Raw genomic sequence first — 18,917 nt, forward strand, 5'->3', positions numbered from 1 at the left:
GCCGACGGATCATGGGAGACTCGCCAGCATGAACGGCAAGGCGACGACGACCCGGGCGACCCGGACCCGGCTGGACAGAGGCCGCGGCGCACTCGGCCCCGCCCTGGAGCTGGTGCACACCGGACGGGCGCCCACGCGTGCCGTGCTCACCGCCGAACTGGGCGTCACCCGGGCCACCGCCGGAGCCGTCGCCGCCGAACTGGAGGCCCTCGGGCTGATCCGCGTGGACGCCCGCCCCGGGGCCGGGGGCGCGGGCGCGCAGGGCCGCCCCTCGCACCGGCTCACCGTCGACGAGCACGGGCCCGTCGCACTCGCCGCGCAGGTTCACGCCGACGGGTTCCGGGCGGCGCTCGTCGGGCTCGGCGGCCGGATCGTGGCGACCGCGCCCGGCTGTGTCGAGGTCACCGCCGACCCGGCGCAGGTCCTCCGGGCCGTCGTCGACGCCGGCGCGCGGCTGCTGCACGACAGCGGCCGCCGCTGTGTCGGCGCGGGACTGGCCGTACCGTCGGCCGTCGCGGAGCCCGAGGGCACCGCCCTCAACCCGCTGCACCTGGCCTGGCCCCCCGGTGCGCCCGTCCGCGCCGTCTTCGCGGACCTCGTGCGGGCCGCCGGCATCGAGGGCCCCGCCTTCACCGGGAACGACGTCAACCTGGCCGCCCTCGCGGAGCACCGGCACGGTGCCGGGCGGGGCGCGCAGCACCTTCTGTGCGTCGCCACCGGGCACCGGGGCGTCGGCGGCGCGCTCGTCCTGGACGGGCGGCTGCACACCGGGAGCGCGGGGCTCGCCCTGGAGGTCGGGCATCTGACCGTCAACCCCGAGGGCGGGCGCCCCTGCCACTGCGGCAGCCGCGGCTGCCTGGACGTCGAAACCGATCCGCTGGCCTTCCTCACCGCCGCCGGGCGCGCGCCCGGGCCCGAGGTGTCCCTGCTCCAGCAGTCCCGCGACCTGCTGCGCGACGAGCCCCGTGATGCCGCCGTGCGGGCGGCCGTCGAGGAGCTGATCGACCGTCTCGGGCTCGGTCTCGCCGGGCTGGTCAACCTCCTGAACCCGGACCGGATCATCCTGGGCGGGCTGCACCGGGAGCTGCTCGCCGCGGATCCGGAACGGCTGCGGGCGGTCGTCGCGGACCGCAGCCTCTGGGGACGGAGCGGGGGTGTCCCCATCCTCGGCTGCACCCTCCCCCACAACAGCCTGGCCGGTGCGGCGGAGCTGGCCTGGCAGCCGGTGCTGGACGACCCGCTGACGGCGCTGGCGCATCCTGCGGGGTAGCCGCGGCGGGCTGCGCTCGGTCGCGCTCCGACGCAGGGCGGTGAGCGCCTGTCGGCAAGCGGGTGCGGCGGAAGCGGCCGCCCTCGTGCTCGCTCCGCGCTTCTCGTGGGCTCCGTCCTCTCCGGGGATGCGGCAGAAGGCGGGGGAGCCGCAGTGGGCCCGGAAGGACACCCACTGCACGGACTCGGAGCGCCGCTGACCCGGAGCGACAGGGCCCGTGCAGGATTCGTTCAAGCCGGGCGGTCGCGTCAGGCGGGGTGTTCCGCCGTGGCCGGCCAGGCCCCCCGTTCGGAGAGGTGAAGCACGAGGGCCGCGATGTTCCAGGCGTCGTCCTCGCCCCGGTGGTGACGGCCTTCGAGCCGTCTCCCGGCGATCTCCAGGGCCTGTGCCATGCCGGGGCGTCTACGCAGACCGTACGCCTCGGTGAAGACGGCCTTGGCGTTGGTGTGACGGCGGCCGAAAGGGTAGGGCGTCCGTGTGGCCCGACACTGCCGTGTGAACTGGTGACGGTCATAGTCGCCCCAACTGACCCACGGGCGGGCGCCCGCGCGGTGCTCGGCCGCCAGGAGCCGGCACGCCTCGGCGAAAGCGACCCCCTGATCGGCCTCCTGTTGAGTGAGGCCGGTCAGCTCCGTGCAGAACGCGCTGACCGTGGACCGGGCGGGCCTCACCAGGATCCGGTGCCGGGCGAGGCGCTCACCGGCGTCCAGGTCGATGACGGTCAGCCCGATCTCGATGATCTCGCTGACCTCGCCGGGCGGCTGGGAACCGGCCCAGCATGTCGCTTCGACGTCCACGACGTTGACGAGGCCGTCGGTCCAGGTGCTGTCCATGCCGGGGAGAGTACGGAGGCGCAACGGCCGGGGCATGTCGATTTCGGTGCCCCCCCGCCGCGGACTGTCGTTCCGCGGGCTGTCGTTCCGCAGGGGGGCGGACCGGGCGGGCACGGCGGACCCGGCCAGGTGGCCCGACCCCCTGTGCCCTGACCCGCGCCCTGTGCGCGCCACGCCTCCCCGGCGTGTGGGCCGGGTCCTTCCGGGGGCTCACCCCCTCACGGTGGCTCGCCCGGCCCACGGTTCGGCAGCGGGTCACCTCAGTTCCCCCGGGCTCTCGGATCCGCTCGGGCGGGGACCCCGCCGGTGCCGGGGCGGCCCCTTCGCGGCCCCTCCCGCCGGTGCGGCGGCAGACCCTCTGCGGGGGCCGGATGGCCGGCCCCGTGGCGGCCGACGGGGGACGACCGCCCACACCCCTACCAGTGGCGGCCCCGCGGCAGGTGCGGGCGTTCCGGGGCGGAGACGTGCAGGACCTCGTACGTGTCGCCGGGCTCGTCCCGGGGCGTGTGTGCCCAGAGGCTGAACGTCAGCAGGTCCCAGTGGTGCGGGTCCGCCGCGACCGCCGCCGCGACCAGGCCGTCCCGCAGCACGAGCCGTTCATGCGCGGCGACCGCCTGTTCGACCGCCGCCGCGGGCCGCGTCCCGGCGGGGATCCGCGCCCGGTGGCGTACCGCCGCGCGCGGCGCCGAACCGGCGGCCGGGCCCTCCCCGTACGCCGCGCCCGCCCAGTGCAGCACCTGCGGGCGGCCGAAGTCGTCGACGAGACCCTGGAAACCCGTGCCCCACAGGAACGCGTTCATGCCCTCGTGGCCGGCCCACAGGTAGAACGGCGCGTACTGGTTGACCGGCGAGCCGTTCACCCCGCGCTCGCGTATCAGATACGCCTTCAGGCCCAGCGCGGGGAAGTCGTCCAGGAGATGGCCGCGTGTCGCCACCCGCTTCCGGATGACGCCCATGTCGTAGTCGGCCGGCAGAGTGATCTCGTACTGCATCGCGTGCATCAGGCGCCCCCCGCCTCGTCGTTGTTCCCGGCGTTCAAGATCGTGTGATGACGATACCCGGCCGGGGCGGTCCGCCCGGAACCCGCGGTCGGTGCGGAGCCGTCGTCAGCCCGGCACCGCCGCCGTCGGCTGTGCCGGCCGCGCGACCTCGCCCGGGTCCTCGAACGGGACCGGCTCCTTGAACGGGCCGCCGCCCGCCGTCGTGTACCCGGGTGCCGACGGGATGCCCAGCGGGGCCGCCGCCGGCGCGGGAAGTGTGAACCACACGACCTTCCCGCTCTCGCCCTGCGGCCGCGCCCCCCAGCTCTCGCTCACCGCCTCTATCAGCGCGAGCCCCCGCCCCGACGTGGCGAGCGGATCCCGCGCCTCCGGCGACCGGTCGAGGGACGGAAGCCGCGGGTCGTGATCGTGGACGGAGACCGTCAGCCGGTCGAGCAGCAGCTCGATCTCGACCGTGCACACCTTGTCGGGCTGGGCGTGCTGGTGGACGTTCGTCAGCAGCTCGGTGACCCCGAGCGCCGCCTTCTCGATCAGACAGTCGAGGTTCCAGTAGCGCAGTTGCGCCGACACGATCCTGCGGACCTGACGGATCCGCCACGGCAGGGCCTGGACCTCTACCGCGCACTGCCTGCTGCTTACCTGGCTGATCACGGCTGCGACTCCCCGAAGTAGGTCCGGAAGAAGACAGAGAAGAGAAGGAGGACAGCGAACAGAGCAAAGGGGGTGTGGCTGGAGGGCCGGGGTGGGGTGCGGGGACCCGGCTCGCGGTGCGGGGGCCGGGTCACAGCGTCACCGCCGGTACACCCTGAGTGATGTCAATCCAGCGTGGACCAGCCGTGGACACTTCGCAACTCGCGGCAGCGGACGCTCCGTCAGTCCCGGTTGCCCCGCGCCTTCCGGAGGGCCTCCGCAAGGGTGCGGGCGCGGGCCCGCCCGTTCCGGCCCGGCGTCAGCCGGTAGCGGGCGCCGTTGAGCTTCGCGATGGTGGCTCCGGGCGCCGCGAACCAGCGGCGGCCGACCCTGACCCTGCCGACGGGGGCGCTGTCGATCTCACGGCCGTAGCTGGTCAGCAGCGCCAGCCGGCCGTCCTCGATCCGGATCTCGCCGGCTCTGGTCAGCGAGCGCGGCCAGCGTTCGATCCGTACCCCCCTGGCACTGAAGTCGGGTTCCGCCATACGTCCGCCGCCCCCTTCACGCCGGTTCCAGGCGGCCAGTCTGCACCTGCGGCCCGCGTCCGCACCAGAGCGCTGACGACACCACTCTGCAAGGGTCTCCTATGGGGCCTCAAAGGCATCGTTTGCCCAGGTCGGGAGGGTATGTTCAGGGGCGTGGCGCACGGTGCCGCCGGGGTCGGGAGAGGCCGGTGCGACCCGTGCGCGGAAGGTGTCCCGGGTGACGGGACGGGCCCGTCCGGTACAGACGGACGGACGACACGTGCGGAAGCGCGGCGGCAGGAGTGCGGCGAGGATGACAGAGACGGCGGAGCCCCGGGAAGGCGAGCGTGACGATGAACGAGACGAGCGAGCGAGGCCGGGCGTGAACACCGCCCCGCAGCCGGAGACCGCGGCAGGTGCCGCGACCATCGATGTGGACCGCAGCGATCCGGCCTACCGGGCGTGGCTGAAAGATGCCGTACGGAAGGTGCAGGCCGACGCCAACCGGTCCGCCGACACCCACCTGCTGCGCTTTCCGCTCCCCGAGGCCTGGGGCATCGACCTCTATCTGAAGGACGAGTCCACCCACCCCACCGGCAGCCTCAAGCACCGGCTCGCCCGCTCACTGTTCCTGTACGGGCTCTGCAACGGATGGATCCGGCCCGACCGCCCCGTGATCGAGGCGTCCAGCGGTTCGACCGCCGTCTCCGAGGCGTACTTCGCCAAGCTGATCGGCGTGCCCTTCATCGCGGTGATGCCCCGTACCACCAGCCCCGAGAAGATCCGTCTCATCGAATTCCACGGCGGGCGGTGCCACTTCGTCGACGACTCCCGCAAGATGTACGAGGAGGCCGCCGCGCTCGCCACGGGCACCGGCGGCCACTACATGGACCAGTTCACCTACGCGGAGCGGGCCACCGACTGGCGGGGCAACAACAACATCGCGGAGTCCGTCTACCAGCAGCTCCGTCTGGAGCGCTATCCCGAACCCGCCTGGATCGTCGCGACCGCGGGCACCGGCGGCACCTCCGCGACCATCGCCCGCTACGTCCACTACATGCAGTACGACACCCGGGTCTGTGTGCCGGACCCGGAGAACTCCTGCTTCTTCGACGGCTGGACGCGCGGAGACCCGCACGCCGTCAGCGACTGCGGCTCCCGCATCGAGGGCATCGGCCGCCCCCGCATGGAACCGAGCTTCGTGCCCGGAGCCGTCGACCGGATGATGAAGGTCCCCGACGCGGCCAGCGTCGCCGCGGTGCGGGCGCTGGAGAAGGCCATAGGCCGGAAGGCCGGGGGCTCCACCGGGACCGGCCTGTGGAGCGCCCTGAAGATCGTGGCGGAGATGGTCTCCCAGGGCCGCACCGGCAGCGTCGTCACCCTGATCTGCGATCCGGGGGAGCGGTACCTGGACAAGTACTACTCCGACGAGTGGCTGGCGGAGCAGGGGCTGGACATCGCCCCCTACGCCGCGACGCTGGACGAGTTCCTCGCGACGGGTGCCTGGCCGGAGTGAGCCCCCGGGTTCCGGGGGGGGATCCGCCCCCGGAACCCGGCCTACGCCTCGCCCGCCACCACCAGCCCCGGCACGTGCTCCGCCATCTGCGCCCGTACCGCCTCCGGCGTCCCCGCGTCCGTCACCAGCGTGTCCACCTCGTCCAGCCGGGCGAACGAACCCAGTGCCACCGTGCCCCACTTGGTGTGGTCCGCGACCACCACAACCCGCCGCGCCGACCGGATCAGCCGCCGGTTCGTCTCCGCCTCCGCCAGGTTCGGCGTCGACAGCCCGGCCTCCACCGACACCCCGTGCACGCCCAGGAACAACAGGTCGAAGTGGAGCGAGCCGATCGCCCGGTCCGCGACCGGGCCGACCAGCGCGTCCGACGGCGTGCGTACCCCGCCCGTCAGCACCACCGTCGCCGTGCTGCCCTGCGCCGCGTGGAACACGTCCGCGACCCGCACCGAGTTCGTCACCACCGTCAGCTCCGGCACGTCCAGCAGCCGTCGCGCCACCGCGTAGGTGGTCGTGCCGCCCGACAGGGCGATCGCGCTCCCCGGCAGCACCATCGTCGCGGCGACCCTCGCGATCTCCTCCTTGGCGCCCTGAGCCAGCGCCGACTTCGCCTCGAAACCCGGCTCGTGGGTCCGCGCCTCGGTGTCCGCCACCGGGACCGCCCCGCCGTGCACCTTCTCGATCACGCCCTGCCGCGCCAGCGCGTCCAGGTCCCGACGCACCGTCATGTCGGAGACGTTGAGCCTCCGGGTGAGCTCGTTGACCCGCGCGCCGCCGCGCCGCCGCACCTCGTCCAGGATGAGGGCACGCCGCTGCTCCGCGAGGAGGTTCTGGTTGTCGCTCACCCCAGAGCCGGTCCTTCCGTGATCGTTCCGACACCGCATGCTCCCGGGGCGCCCCCGGACCCCGGCCGCGGCCAGGCGTGTTCATCCTGCCACGCGCTTCACCTCGCGGGACGGCGGGGAGAGTACGGGAGAGCCCCCGCTTCCACGCCACCGCCACCGCCGCCGCAGGGAGGGAGCCGCCCGTGCCACCCGCCTCACCGGAGCCCCAGGATCCGCCGCAGTCCCGTGAGCCCCGGCGGAACCCCGGCGCCGCGCTCGAACTCCTCGTGCACGGAGTCGGCGGAGCCACTCCGCAGGGCATGCTCGACGACCCCCGCACCGTCCGCGTCACCGGCGACGCGACCGCCGCCATCTACCGCCGCGCCGACGACCTGCACGCCGAGAGCGAACCCGGCCGGTTCCACGACGGACCCGTCCCCGAGGCGTACGTCTGGTCCAACCTCACCTCCGGCAACGGAGCCCGCGCCCTGTGGCTGCTGCTCCTGCCGTTCATGGTGGCCAACCTCGCCCACTGGATGCGCCCGCCCGCCCGGTCCGGCCGCACCGTCCGGCTGTACGGGGCCCTCGTGCGGCTCGTCGCCCTGTCCCTGACCGTGCTGCTCACCGCCGCCGCCTGCGAGGTCGCGCTGGATCTCGTCGCCTGGCAGTGTGCCGGGGCCGCCGCCTGCACCGACGGCCGCTCCTGGCTGGGCTTCCTCGCCGCGGCCGACGGCGGCTGGTGGTCCCAGCCCGGCCGCCGGCTCGCCGTGGCCGCGTGCGTCCCGACCGCCCTGGTGGTCCTGCTCTGGTACCTCTCCCGCCGTACCTGGAGTGCGTACGAGTCGCAGCGCCCGCCCCGTGACGAACCGTCCGAGCGGCCCGACGGTGCCGACGGCGGCCAGGTCCTCGGGCGCCCCGGCTTCTGGTACGGCCGCCGGATCGTCGCGCGGCTGCGCGCCGCCCACACCGCCGCCGGGCTGCTCACCGTCGCCGCCGCCGTCGCCGGAGCCGCCGCCCGCCACGACCGGGGCACCGACAACACCCTCCCGGCCGTCCTCGGCTGGTGCGTCGAAGGCGCTCTGCTGGCCGGTGCCGCCGCCGTGACCCTCGTGGTGTGCCGCCGGGGCCGCAGCGAACGCCGCCTGGACCTGCGCGTCGACCGGGCGCTGACCACCTCGCTGCCCGGGGCCGCCGCCGCGCTCCTCGTGCTCGCCGTCCTGTACGCCTCCTGGTCCCGCCCCGGATGGCGTTCGGGCGGCTCCCTGCCCGGGGACGCCACCTTCGGTGTGATCGCCCTGGCCCAGGGCTGCCTGGTCGTCGCCCTCGCGGCCGTCGCCCTGGCCCTGAACCGCCGCGCCCCCGCCGCCCGTACCGCGCTGCGCGGTCTCGCCGGGCCTGCCACCGCGATGCTGGCCTGCGCCCTCGGCGGCCTGTTCACGGGCGGCGTCGCCCAACGCGTCGCCGACTGGCTCGGCGGGCCGGGTTCCGGCCGGAGCGCCTTCCCGGGGCCGCCCGTCATGCTCAGCTGGCAGGCCGCCGCCATACCGGCCGTCCTCCTCTCCCTCCTCGTGCCCGCCTGCTGGCTCGCCGCCCGCACCGCGCTCGCCGCCCGCCGCCTCGCCCCAGTCGTCGAGGCCGAGTACGCGGGCGAACGCCCCGACCCCGTAAGGACCCGCAGCATCGCCCGGGTCCGCGCCGCCGCCGGGCTCACCGACGCGGCCCCGGGGCTCGCCGGGATCCTCGCCGGGGCCACCCTGCTGCTCGGGGCCCTCGGCGTCGCCGGAGCCTGGTTCACCGGCGAGGTGCCCGCAACCGCGTTCGACGGGGGGCCCGGCGCGGTCGACAGGGCCGCCGAGGCCGCACAGGCCCTCGGCTCCTGGCTGGTCGGCCTCGCCTTCCTGCTGTTCGTCACCTGGGGCCGCCGCGCCTACCAGGACGCCTCCGCGCGTCGCACCATCGGCATCCTGTGGGACGTCGGCACCTTCTGGCCCCGCGCCGCGCACCCCTTCGCCCCGCCCTGCTACGCCGAACGCGCCGTGCCCGACCTCACCTGGCGCATGGCCTCCTGGACCGGCCGCACCGGCGGACGCCTCGTCATCTCCGGCCACTCCCAGGGCAGCGCCCTGGCCGCCGCGGCCGTCTGGCAGCTCTCCGCAGCCACCCGCCGCCGCGTAGCGCTCCTCACGTACGGGTCACCGCTGGAGCGCCTCTACGGCCGCTGGTTCCCGGCGTACTTCGGCCGCGAGCCGCTCACCGGACTGCACCGGGAGACCCACTGCTGGCGCAACCTGTGGCGGCACACCGACCCCATCGGCGGCCCCGTCCGGCTACCCGCCGACGGCACCAAGACCGAGGTCGACCACCCGGCCCTCCGGGACCCGCTCGTCTACGGGCGCACCGGCGACCACCCGCTGCCCGAGCCGGTCCTCGGCCACTCCGGTTACCAGGCCGACCCGGCCTTCGCCCGCGAGCGCGCCGCCCTCCTCGACCGGCTGCCGCCCGCCCTGCCCCTCCCGGTGCCCCGGCAGCGCGACACCGGCCCCGACGACACCGACGGCACCGACGGCACCGACTCTCAGGGAAGTTCTGGCAGGTCGTCCGGATAGAGCAGGCTCAGGTCGTCCGTGCTCGCACTGGCCAGCGCGGCGACCCGGCCCGCGTGCCGCTCCACCATCGACTCGAACGTCTGCCGGGCCGTACGGCCGTTGCCGAACGCCGCGCCCTTCGGCAGCGCCTCGAAATAGCCGCGCAGTCCCTCCGCCGTGCCTTCCGAAAGCCGGTATTCGTGCTCCTCGGCCTGCTGTTCCACGATCCGCAGCAGTTCTTCCGGCGTGTAGTCGGGAAAACTGATCGTCCGTGAGAAACGGGATGCCACACCCGGGTTGACGGTGAGAAACCGCTCCATCTCCGCCGTGTACCCGGCGACGATCACCACCACGGCGTCCCGGTGGTCCTCCATCAGCTTCACCAGTGTGTCGATCGCCTCCCGTCCGAAGTCCCGGCCCGAGTCCTCCGGCGACAGCGCGTACGCCTCGTCGATGAACAGCACCCCGCCCCGCGCCCGGTCGAAGGCCTCCTGCGTCCGGATCGCCGTGGACCCGATGTGCTCCCCGACCAGGTCGACACGGGAGACCTCCACCAGGTGCCCGCGCTCCAGCACGCCCAGGGACGCCAGGATCTCCCCGTACAGCCGTGCCACCGTCGTCTTGCCCGTGCCGGGGTTGCCGGTGAAGGCGAGATGGCGCCGCACGGACGCGGCCTTGAGTCCGGCCTCCTGCCGCCTGCGCCCCACCTCGATCATGTTGGTGAGGGTGCGCACCTCCCGCTTGACGCTCTCCAGCCCGACCAGCGTGTCCAGTTCACCCAGCACCTCTCCCGAGACCCGGGACGCGGCCACCGGCTCCGGAGCCCGGTCCGGCTCCGCGGGCGGCGGCGCCTGCGGTGGTACGGGGAGGGTGGCCGTCCCCGCAGGCGCGGACGCCCCCGGGGAGCGGGACGGCACCGTCGCCGCAGCCTGGGCGGCGGCCGTGCCGCGGGACAGGGCGCTCTCGTCGCCCGTGCAGTCCTCCACGACCGGGCCGTCGGCCCCGACCTCGTACCCGCCGCGCGCGCACCGCTCCGTGCGGCACCGCCTCAGCGCCGTACGGCAGCCGTCCCTCACGTGGAAGCCGTAGCCGCCGCTGTCCGTGACCCGGCAGCCGTCGAACGTGCCGCGCCCCTCCGCCGACACGTAGAACCCGGCCTCGGCGGGGGAGACGACGGTGCAGCGCTCGACCGCCGGGTCGGCGCCCTTGCTGACGATGACCCCGCTCTGCACCGCCTCGAACGAGCAGCCCGCGAGGGTGCCCCCGCTGCCGTGGTCCCGGAACCAGGCGCCCGTCGACGCCTCCCGGACCCGGCAGTCGTCGAGCTGCGCGGTCGCCCCGTCGCTCACCGACACGGCCGTGTTCCGCACCTGCGACAGGTCGCTGTCCACGACGTCCACCCGCGAGCCACGGTCAAGGACGAACAGCGCGTCCGGCACGTCCCGCACCCGGCAGGAGTCCAGCACCGCGGTCGCACCGTCACTCACCCACACCGCCGGGTAGTCGCCCGTACTGTCATGGATCTCGCACCCGTTGGCGTCCACCCGCGTTCCCGGGTCCCATACCGACAGGCCGTTGCGGCCGAACCGGTGGACCGTGGACCGGGTCAGCGTCAGCACGGCACGCGAGCGCAGGTCGACCGCGTTCTCCGCCACGTCGTGCAGATCGCAGTCGGACAGCGTCAGCACCGCGTCCGCGTCCAGGGTGACGCCGTCGGCCGAAGTGCGGTGCACCGACGAGTCGGTCAGATGGGCCGTGGCCCGGCCGCTGATCCGCACGCCGCTGCCCCGGATCTCGTACACCTCGCAGCCGAGCCCCTCCAGTGCGCTGTTCTCGCCGGTCACCGAGACGCCGGCCCCGGACGCGTGGTGCACCCGGCAGCGTTCCAGGCGCGGATGCGCACCGCCGGTCACCGACACGCCTTCCTGGCCGGCCGCGACGACCTCGCACTCCTCGAACACCCCGCCCGCGCCGTCCAGTACGGCGATCCCGACACCGGCCGGGTTGTCGACGGTGACCCGGCGCACGGTGGGCCGCGCCTCCCCGCGCACCTCGACACCCACCGCCGATCGGGTCACGATCCGCAGGTCCAGCAGCTCGGGCGTGCCGTCCTCCACCAGCAGCGCGGGCGCCGAGGTGTCCTGGCCCTCCAGATGGACGTCCCGTACCGTCGCGGACGCCCGTACGGTGAGGGGAACCCCGTCGGCCGGGGCGATCCGCACGGAGCCGACGGCGCCGTCCGCGCCGCGCAGGGTCACCGCACGGCTCAGCACCAGGTTCTCCCGGTACGTGCCGGGCGCGACGGTGAGCACGTCACCGTCGCCCGCGGCCTCCAGCGCGGCGGTGAGGGAGGCGTACTCGCCTGTGCGGCGCCGCCACCGCGACGTGCCGGTGTGCGTCACCTGGACCGTGCCCTGTGCCATGGTGCTGCTCTGCCCCCACCTCGTGCGCGCCCTCGCCTGGCCGAAGCACCACCGTAGCGCGCGTCCTTCCCCGCCGTGCCCGATAGCCGACGCGCGGCGGACGCCCCCTTCCCGGGGGCCGGGGAGCCGCGCACCCGCCCAGGACGCCGGACGCCCCGCCGGGTCTCATCCGCCCGTGCCCGCCCGTCCCCAGTCCGGGCCGATCGCCGCCCAGTCGCGGTCCAGGCGCGCATACCGCGTCTGCGCCAGGCGCCGTACGACCGCCCGCCGTGCGCCCTCGACGGCCAGCCCCGCACCGGCCGCCGCACCCACCCCGGCCAGCACCGCGTGCTCCCGCGCGGTCCGCGCGCTCAACGGCCTGCTCACCAGCCGGCCCTCGTCGTCCACCCAGACGGGGATCGCGGCACCCGGACCGGCCACCTCCCGCGCCGCGTTGAGCGTGCCCGTACGTTCCGTTCCGTCCGGCGCCGTCCACCGCGCCGTGACCGGCTGCCGCAGCCGGTCCTCGGCGGCGGCAGCCCGGTCCGGCAGGGCCGGTTCGCCGGGGGGAGCGGGGCCCACGACCCGCGCGACCGCGGTGTGACGCCGCTCCTGCTGAACCCGCGCCGAGATCTGGAGGGCCGCGTCGGCGGCGGTCCCGACGAGCCAGCCCACCAGCGGCGTACCCAGGCAGAGCAGCAGCAGGGCGAGGAACGCCACCCACGCCTCGGCCAGATCGGTGGCCCGGCGCAGCGGGTTGCGCCGCCAGCGCCAGAGGCCGCCGGCCGCTGCGAGCACGGAGCCCACCCCCTTCGCTGCTTCCTGTCCGTCGCGCACGTTCACGGGTTCCCCGCGCCGGGAAACGCTATGCGAGGACCTTCACCGGGTCACCGACCCGCAGGGTGCCGGTGGTCTCGGGCACGAGGTTGACGCCGAACACGGCCTTGCCGCCGACACGGCGGTGCCGGACGAGTGTGCGGAGCGGCTCGCTGCCCCGTACGGCGGTGCGCTGGTCGGTGGTGGTCACGACGCAGCGCCCGCACAGTCGTGCGACCCGGAAGGTCACCTCACCGATCGCCAGGCGGGTCCACCCGTCCTCCTCCCAGGGCGCGGTGCCGTCGACGACCGCGTTCGGCCGGAACCGCTCCATGGGCAGGGGCCCCTCCTCGGGACGGTCCCCGCGCGCGACGAGCGTGTTGAGGGCGTCCAGGGACGCGGCCGTGGTGACGAGCAGCGGAAAGCCGTCCGCGAAGGACACCGTCTCGCCGGGGCGGGCGTACTCGGCCCTGACGGGGCGGCGGCGGGCCGGGTCGTCCATGTGCACGAGCCGCACCTCGCTGCCGGTGTAGGCGCTGAACCACCGGTCGGCCGCCGGTCCCGCGGGCACCGCGTCCATCTCCGTACCGAAGACCTCGACGACGACCGTGCCGGCCGACGACGGGTCGGGTTCCGCCACGGTGAGCGGCTCCATGCCGGGCGCCGACACCCGCAGTCCTGCGGCACCCGCCTCGGCGGAGGCCAGGGCGAGGCGCGCGTACTGACGCTGGGTCACGGCTTTGCCGGACGTGTCCGCCAGCATCCAGCGGCGGTCCCCGGACAGTCCCCAGGGCTCCACGGCCGCCTCGGCGGGTGCGGAGCCCTGGAGGGACTTGACCGGGTGTATGTGCAGCGAACTCAGGACAGGCGTGGGCACGACCTCGTGACTGGGCATGGCCTCATCCTGTCAGGCGCGGGCGACCCGTACGCCCGTCCTTTCCCGCCCGTTCAGCGCCTGTTCGCAAGCGGCCCGGGAGGCCGGTCAGTACCCGCCGCCCTGGTAGGGGCGCCGGTACGGATCCTCGTACGCCGCCACCGGGGCGGGGCGCGGCGGGCCGACCGGGCGCATCGCGTCGTAACCGGCCGGGGCGGGGCGCGGCGGCTGCGGCTGTTGCTGCGGGCCCGGGTAGCCGTAGCCGCGCGGGGGCGGGGTCTGCTGCGGGACCTGCGGCGCCATGGCGTGCTGGAGCGGGGCGGCGGGCTGGGGGTAGCCGTAACCGCCGCCGTAGGAAGGGGCCGCGGGCTGGGGGGAGGGTGCGGCGGGGAGGGCGGGGAGGGCCGCGGGCAACGCCGGCAGGTAGGTGCTGCCGGTGTCGTACGCGGAAGGCACTCGGATCGGGGCGATCTGAGGCGTGCCCCGTTCTGCGACCAGGGAGTCGTAGATCGGGGTGTCCGGGAACGCCGGCGCGTGGTAGTACGCACCGCCGTACGAGGCACGGGGGGAGGTCATGGCCCTAAGTTAAGCCCACGATGTGCAGGTTGGAAGGCCGGTAAGCGGGTTGTTTGGAGTGCTTCCTGTGACTGCGGAACGCCAATGCGAGCGAATATGGGAAAATCGGTCGCTCCGCGATGCAATGATCGTGTAAAAGCCGAGCTTGATCGGGGTTACCGCCGGGTCCGCGGGGCACGGCGGTACCGCCGCCATTAACGTGGCGGATGCACAAAACGCCGACGGTTTACGCGTGAGACACGCAGGACGCGTGATGGGGGTGGGCATGTCCATGCTTAAGGGATCCAATGTTCCGGTGCCGACACGGGCTCTTCGCGTCGAATTGGGGTGGCGTTCCGGTTCGGGGGTGCCGGACGTCGACGCCTCGGCGCTACTGCTCGTATCCGGAAAGGTGCGCTCCGACGCGGACTTCGTCTTTTACAACCAGGCCGCTCACCCTTCGGGTTCGGTACGTCACGGCGGGAAGCAGACCTCCGCCGGGGCCGTGACGGACACCCTCACCGTCGACCTGCCCCGGGTCGAACCCGCCGTGGAGCGCATCGTCCTGGCGGCGTCGGCGGACGGCGGTCCCTTCAGCCGCGTCCCCGGCCTGTACATCCGCGTGGTGGACCCGGCCGACGGCACCGAGGTCGCGCGGTACGAGAGCGAGGGCGCGAGCGTCGAGACCGCGTACATCCTGGGCGAGCTGTACCGCCGCCAGGGCGCCTGGAAGTTCCGCGCGGTGGGGCAGGGGTACGCCACCGGTCTGGAGGGCCTCGCCACGGACTTCGGCATCTCGGTCGACGAACCGCAGCGGCCGCCCGCCGTCCCGGCCCCCGCCTCCCCGCCCGCGACGCCCTCGCCCTACATCAGGCAGCCGACGGCCCCTCAGCCGCCCGCCACCCCGCAGTGGCCGACGCCGCCCGCACCGTCCGGCACGCGCACCCCGCCGCCCACCCCGCCGTCCACTCCGGTGCCGCCGCCGTCCCCGGCGCCGGTGTCGCCCACCGTGCCCGTCGGCTCGTCCGCGCCGCCCTCCGCGCCCGTGCGGCTGTCCAAGGTCACCCTGACCAAGGAGGCCCCCGCCGTCTCCCTCGCCAAGCAGGGCGGCACCTCCGGCGCCCTGCGCGTGAACCTCAACTGGCAGGTCCGCAAGCAGTTCCGGGGCTGGGGTGCCAAGCGCGGGCGGGCCGTCGCCCAGCACTCCGACCTCGACCTGGACCTGTGCGCCCTGTACGAACTGGCCGACGGCCGCAAGGGAGTCGTCCAGGCGCTCGGGAACGCCTTCGGCGCGCTGCACCACCCGCCGTACGTCCATCTCGACGGAGACGACCGGACGGGTGCCGTCGAGACCGGCGAGAACCTCACCGTCAACCTCGACCAGCAGCACCGGTTCCGCCGGATCCTCGTGTTCGTGACCATCTACGAAGGCGCCCGCAGTTTCGCGGACCTGCACGCCACCGTCACCCTGACCCCGCAGCACGGCGCGCCCGTCGAGTTCTCCCTCGACGAGTGCACCGTCCCGTCCACCGTCTGCGCCCTCGCCCTGATCACCCGCCAGGGCGACGACCTCGTCGTCCAGCGCGAGGCCCGCTACCTCGTTCCCGAACGCGGCGTCAGCCCCCAGCGCACCGTCGACCGTGCGTACGGCTGGGGCATGAACTGGACTCCGGGCCGCAAGTAGCCACCCGGAGCGGCCCTATCGGTCCGGTGCCGGCTGCGGGCGCGGATAGGTCCGCCCCTTCCACGCGGCGCCGCGCCCCCGGTGGTGCCGGACCGCCGAGTCCACCGTCATCAGCAGATAAAGCAGCGCGGTCGCCGGCAGCGTCAGCGCGAGCCACGGCGGCTGCCGGTAATAGCGCAGCATGGGCGTGTACGTCCCCGCCATCACCGCCCACGCCGCCCCGCCCGCCCACGCCGCGGCCGGGTCGCCGCCCACGAGCCCCGCCACCAGACACGCCGGCGGGGCCAGGTACACCAGCGCCATCCCCGACACCGTGCCCGCCAGCAGCAGCCCGCTGTGCCGCAGCTGGGCGTACGCGCTGCGCGTCACCATCGCCCACAGGTCCCCGAGCCGCGGGTAGGGCCGCACGCTGTCCACCTCCTCGGCCAGTCCCAGCCAGATCCGCCCGCCCCGCCTCCGCACCGCACGTGCCAGCGCCACATCGTCGATCACCGCCCCCCGGATCACCTCCGGGATCCCGGCCCGCCGGGCCGCGTCGGCGCGGATCAGCACACAGCCGCCCGCGGCGGCGGCCGTCCGCGCCCCCGTCCGGTTCACCCACCGGAACGGATACAGCTGGCAGAAGAAGTAGACGAAGGCGGGCACGATCAGCCGCTCCCACCGGTTCGCCACCCGCAGCCGCGCCATCTGCGACACCAGATCGAGGTCGTACGCCACAGCCGCCGCGACGAGTCCGCGCAGACTGCCCGGCGCGTGCGCGATGTCCGCGTCCGTGAGCAACAGGAAGTCAGGCCCGCCCCGCGCGTGTGCCACACCGATTCCGTGCCGCACCGCCCACAGTTTCCCGGTCCAGCCGGGTTCCGGCGGCCCCGGCGACACCACCGTCAGCGGGACCCCCCGGCGGCGGACGGCCAGGGCGCGGGCCACCTCCCCGGTGCCGTCGGTGCTCCCGTCGTCCACCAGCAGGACCTCCGCCCGGCCCGGATAGTCCTGGGCGAGCAGCGACGGCAGGCTCAGCGGCAGGACCTCCGCCTCGTCGCGGGCGGGCACGACCACGGTCACCGAAGGCCATCGCTCCGGGAAGCCACCCGCCGGCGGCAGCCGCTGGTCCGTCCTCCAGAAGAACCCCTGCCCCAGCAGCAGCCACGCCCAGACACCGCACGAGACCAGGGCGATCCACGCAAGTACGCTCATTCCGTGCAGTCTGCCCCACATCGCGATGCCCCGGAGGGCCGTCGGCTAGGGTGACCGGGTGAAGATCGCGCTCATGGACTCCGGGATCGGCCTGCTGCCGACGGCCGCCGCCGTGCGCCGACTGCGGCCGGAAGCCGAGCTGGTGCTCTCGTCCGACCCCGACGGCATGCCGTGGGGACCGCATACCCCGGAAGACATCGTCACCCGCGCGTTGATCGTGGCCCGCGCCGCCGCGGCGCACGCACCCGACGCGCTCATCGTCGCCTGCAACACCGCGTCCGTCCACGCCCTGCCCGCGCTCCGGGAGGCCCTGGAACCGGGAATCCCCGTCATCGGCACCGTCCCGGCGGTCAAGCCCGCCGCCGCGGCCGGAGGCCCCGTCGCGATCTGGGCCACCCCCGCGACCACGGGCAGCGCCTACCAGAAGCGCCTGATCGCGGAGCACGCGGACGGCGTCGACGTCACCGAGGTGCCGTGCCCCGGCCTCGCGGAGGCCGTCCAGCACGCCGACACCGAGGGCATCGCCGCGGCCGTCACGGCAGCCGCAGCCCTCACCCCGGCCGATGTGACGGCGGTCGTGCTCGGCTGCACCCACTACGAACTGGTCGCCGACCACATCCGGCAGGCTCTGCGCACGCGCACCGACACCGACCCCGCCCTGTACGGCTCCGCCCCGGCGGTCGCCGCCCAGGCCCTCCGCCGCATCGGTGCCACGCCGCCCTCAGCCGCCCCGGCGGTCCGGGTGGCCGCCCCCGGGCTCACCGTGCTGTGCAGCGGCCGTCCCGCCGCACTCCCCGACGCCGCCCTCACCTACCCGGAGGGCGAGCTTCTGCGGGTTCACCCGGTCGCGGCGGTGCAGGCGCCATAAGACGCCCTCGCTGGGTACCCTCCGAAATATGAGGGACTCCAGGGACGCCGGACGGGACCGCCCCGCGTCCGAGCGCCCCGCCCCGGAGACGCCGCCGGAGATGGTCACCGATCCCGAGACCTGGACCGGCCGCGCGACGAACCGTGTCCAGTGGCTGCTGGCCGCCATCGGTGCGGCCTGCCTCGCGCTCGGCGTCGAGCTGGCCGTCGACGCCGCCTGGAACGCGGGCGTCACCGCCGTCCTGATGGCCGTCATCGGCTGTGTCGCCGTGGGGCTCCTGGTCCTGTTCGGGACCCTCGCGTTCGTGCACGTCGAACTCACCGTGGGCCGCAACGCCCTGGAGGTCCGCTGCGGCTACATGGGTCTGCCCCGCCGCCGTATCCCGCTCGACCACGTCGTACGGGCGGACTTCGCGCCCCGCGTCACGCCCCGCCACTGGGGCGGCTGGGGCTACCGGTGGCGCCCCGAGAAAGGCACCGCGGTCGTGGTGCGGCGCGGTGAGGGACTTGTGCTCACCCTGGGTGACGGCCGCAGTTTCACCATCACCGTCGACGACGCCGAGACGGCCGTGCGCGTGATCCGCCGGCGTCTGAACCTGCGACGCAGGGCGGCCCGCACGGACCCGTGACCAAGGCCGGAGGACCGGCCCGGCCCCTGTCCCGCCGCCGGGCGCGCCGCGTCTCGCCGTAGACTCCCGCACGTGAGCGCCACAGAAAGCCCTGCCGCCGTACCCGAGCCACCCGAGCACCAGGAGCCGCGGGCACGCCGCGTCCTGCGGAGCCTCGTACGCCCCGGGGCGGCGGTCCTGTCCGGTGCGGTCCTGTATCTGAGCTTCCCGCCCAGGCCTCTGTGGTGGCTGGCGCTCCCGGCCTTCGCCCTGCTCGGCTGGGCCCTGCACGGCCGCCGTCCGCGGACCGGGTTCGGACTGGGCCTGCTCGCGGGGCCCGGCTTTCTGCTGCCGTTGCTGGTGTGGACCGGCGAGGAGGTGGGGCCGGGGCCCTGGCTCGCGCTCGTCGCCGCCGAGTCCCTGTTCGTGGCGGCCACGTGCCTCGGCATCGCCGCCGTCTCCCGGCTGCCCGTCTGGCCGCTGTTCGCCGCCGCGGTATGGGTGCTGGGAGAGGCGGCGCGCGCACGTGTGCCGTTCGGCGGTTTCCCCTGGGGCAAGATCGCCTTCGGTCAGGCCGACGGGCTGTTCCTGCCGCTCGCCGCCGTCGGCGGCACGCCCGTACTCGGCTTCGCCGTCGTCCTGTGCGGCTTCGGTCTGTACGAGGCCGTGCGCGTCGTCCTGGCCCGGCGGACGGCCGCGCCGGCCGGGGCGCGCCGCCCGCCGCGCGGCCCCGTCGC

16 protein-coding genes and 1 pseudogene are annotated in these 18,917 nt (G+C 74.6%); 7 read left to right on the forward strand and 10 right to left on the reverse strand.

Annotation, left to right across the window (positions count from 1 at the left end):
* The first annotated feature begins 28 nt into the window (after positions 1 to 28).
* Positions 29 to 1,270 carry an ROK family protein gene (locus tag I3F58_RS25205; RefSeq protein WP_240110985.1) on the forward strand — a complete coding sequence of 414 codons (1,242 nt, stop codon included), beginning with the start codon at positions 29 to 31 and terminating at the stop codon, positions 1,268 to 1,270.
* Between the two features lie 248 nt (positions 1,271 to 1,518).
* Here the strand turns inward: I3F58_RS25205 and I3F58_RS25210 are convergent, their stop codons facing one another.
* From I3F58_RS25210 to I3F58_RS25225, 4 genes are all read right to left on the reverse strand, one after another.
* Positions 1,519 to 2,103: a 3'-5' exonuclease gene (locus I3F58_RS25210; protein ID WP_240110986.1), complete on the reverse strand. Its 585-nt coding sequence runs from the start codon at positions 2,101 to 2,103 to the stop codon at positions 1,519 to 1,521.
* Positions 2,104 to 2,519: 416 nt separating this feature from the next.
* Positions 2,520 to 3,104, reverse strand: coding sequence for a DUF4865 family protein (locus tag I3F58_RS25215; RefSeq protein WP_240110987.1), 585 nt, complete (start codon positions 3,102 to 3,104; stop codon positions 2,520 to 2,522).
* 105 nt (positions 3,105 to 3,209) lie between these two features.
* A complete protein-coding gene (locus I3F58_RS25220; RefSeq protein WP_240110988.1) occupies positions 3,210 to 3,755 on the reverse strand; it encodes an ATP-binding protein in 546 nt (181 codons plus the stop codon).
* 221 nt (positions 3,756 to 3,976) lie between these two features.
* Positions 3,977 to 4,279: a hypothetical protein gene (locus tag I3F58_RS25225; protein ID WP_240110989.1), complete on the reverse strand. Its 303-nt coding sequence runs from the start codon at positions 4,277 to 4,279 to the stop codon at positions 3,977 to 3,979.
* Between the two features lie 292 nt (positions 4,280 to 4,571).
* Here I3F58_RS25225 and I3F58_RS25230 point away from each other — a divergent pair, with 292 nt between their 5' ends.
* Positions 4,572 to 5,774 carry a PLP-dependent cysteine synthase family protein gene (locus I3F58_RS25230; RefSeq protein ID WP_275678919.1) on the forward strand — a complete coding sequence of 401 codons (1,203 nt, stop codon included), beginning with the start codon at positions 4,572 to 4,574 and terminating at the stop codon, positions 5,772 to 5,774.
* Between the two features lie 41 nt (positions 5,775 to 5,815).
* Here I3F58_RS25230 and I3F58_RS25235 read toward each other — a convergent pair whose 3' ends face one another.
* Positions 5,816 to 6,616 (reverse strand): DeoR/GlpR family DNA-binding transcription regulator, encoded by an 801-nt coding sequence (locus I3F58_RS25235; RefSeq protein WP_240110990.1) that lies wholly within the window; start codon positions 6,614 to 6,616, stop codon positions 5,816 to 5,818.
* A gap of 182 nt (positions 6,617 to 6,798) precedes the next feature.
* Between I3F58_RS25235 and I3F58_RS25240 the strand changes: the two genes are divergently transcribed.
* On the forward strand, positions 6,799 to 9,201 hold the full coding sequence (locus I3F58_RS25240) for a hypothetical protein (protein ID WP_240110991.1): 2,403 nt from the start codon (positions 6,799 to 6,801) through the stop codon (positions 9,199 to 9,201).
* Here the strand turns inward: I3F58_RS25240 and I3F58_RS25245 are convergent.
* The 4 genes from I3F58_RS25245 to I3F58_RS25260 form a co-directional block, all read right to left on the reverse strand.
* A complete protein-coding gene (locus I3F58_RS25245; protein ID WP_240110992.1) occupies positions 9,171 to 11,603 on the reverse strand; it encodes a right-handed parallel beta-helix repeat-containing protein in 2,433 nt (810 codons plus the stop codon). The genes I3F58_RS25240 and I3F58_RS25245 overlap by 31 nt on opposite strands.
* A gap of 165 nt (positions 11,604 to 11,768) precedes the next feature.
* A complete protein-coding gene (locus tag I3F58_RS25250; RefSeq protein ID WP_240110993.1) occupies positions 11,769 to 12,380 on the reverse strand; it encodes a hypothetical protein in 612 nt (203 codons plus the stop codon).
* 67 nt (positions 12,381 to 12,447) lie between these two features.
* A complete protein-coding gene (locus I3F58_RS25255) occupies positions 12,448 to 13,293 on the reverse strand; it encodes an MOSC domain-containing protein (RefSeq protein WP_240110994.1) in 846 nt (281 codons plus the stop codon).
* Positions 13,294 to 13,380: 87 nt separating this feature from the next.
* Positions 13,381 to 13,848, reverse strand: a complete 468-nt coding sequence (locus I3F58_RS25260; protein ID WP_240110995.1) for a DUF6643 family protein — start codon at positions 13,846 to 13,848, stop codon at positions 13,381 to 13,383.
* Between the two features lie 265 nt (positions 13,849 to 14,113).
* Here I3F58_RS25260 and I3F58_RS25265 point away from each other — a divergent pair, with 265 nt between their 5' ends.
* A complete protein-coding gene (locus I3F58_RS25265; protein WP_240110996.1) occupies positions 14,114 to 15,511 on the forward strand; it encodes a TerD family protein in 1,398 nt (465 codons plus the stop codon).
* A gap of 15 nt (positions 15,512 to 15,526) precedes the next feature.
* Here I3F58_RS25265 and I3F58_RS25270 read toward each other — a convergent pair whose 3' ends face one another.
* The gene (locus I3F58_RS25270) at positions 15,527 to 16,705 is read right to left on the reverse strand and encodes a glycosyltransferase (RefSeq protein WP_240110997.1); all 1,179 of its coding nucleotides are present in this window, start codon (positions 16,703 to 16,705) and stop codon (positions 15,527 to 15,529) included.
* A gap of 58 nt (positions 16,706 to 16,763) precedes the next feature.
* Between I3F58_RS25270 and I3F58_RS25275 the strand changes: the two genes are divergently transcribed.
* The 3 genes and pseudogenes from I3F58_RS25275 to I3F58_RS25285 all read left to right on the forward strand — a co-directional run.
* Complete coding sequence (locus I3F58_RS25275) at positions 16,764 to 17,573, forward strand: glutamate racemase (RefSeq protein WP_240110998.1); 810 nt, start codon at positions 16,764 to 16,766, stop codon at positions 17,571 to 17,573.
* A 100-nt stretch (positions 17,574 to 17,673) separates the two neighbouring features.
* Complete coding sequence (locus I3F58_RS25280) at positions 17,674 to 18,201, forward strand: hypothetical protein (RefSeq protein ID WP_240111004.1); 528 nt, start codon at positions 17,674 to 17,676, stop codon at positions 18,199 to 18,201.
* Between the two features lie 72 nt (positions 18,202 to 18,273).
* Positions 18,274 to 18,917 (forward strand): annotated as a pseudogene (locus tag I3F58_RS25285) (apolipoprotein N-acyltransferase); the annotation flags it as partial.

This window comes from Streptomyces sp. MUM 203J (assembly GCF_022414595.1).
GTDB lineage: Bacteria > Actinomycetota > Actinomycetes > Streptomycetales > Streptomycetaceae > Streptomyces.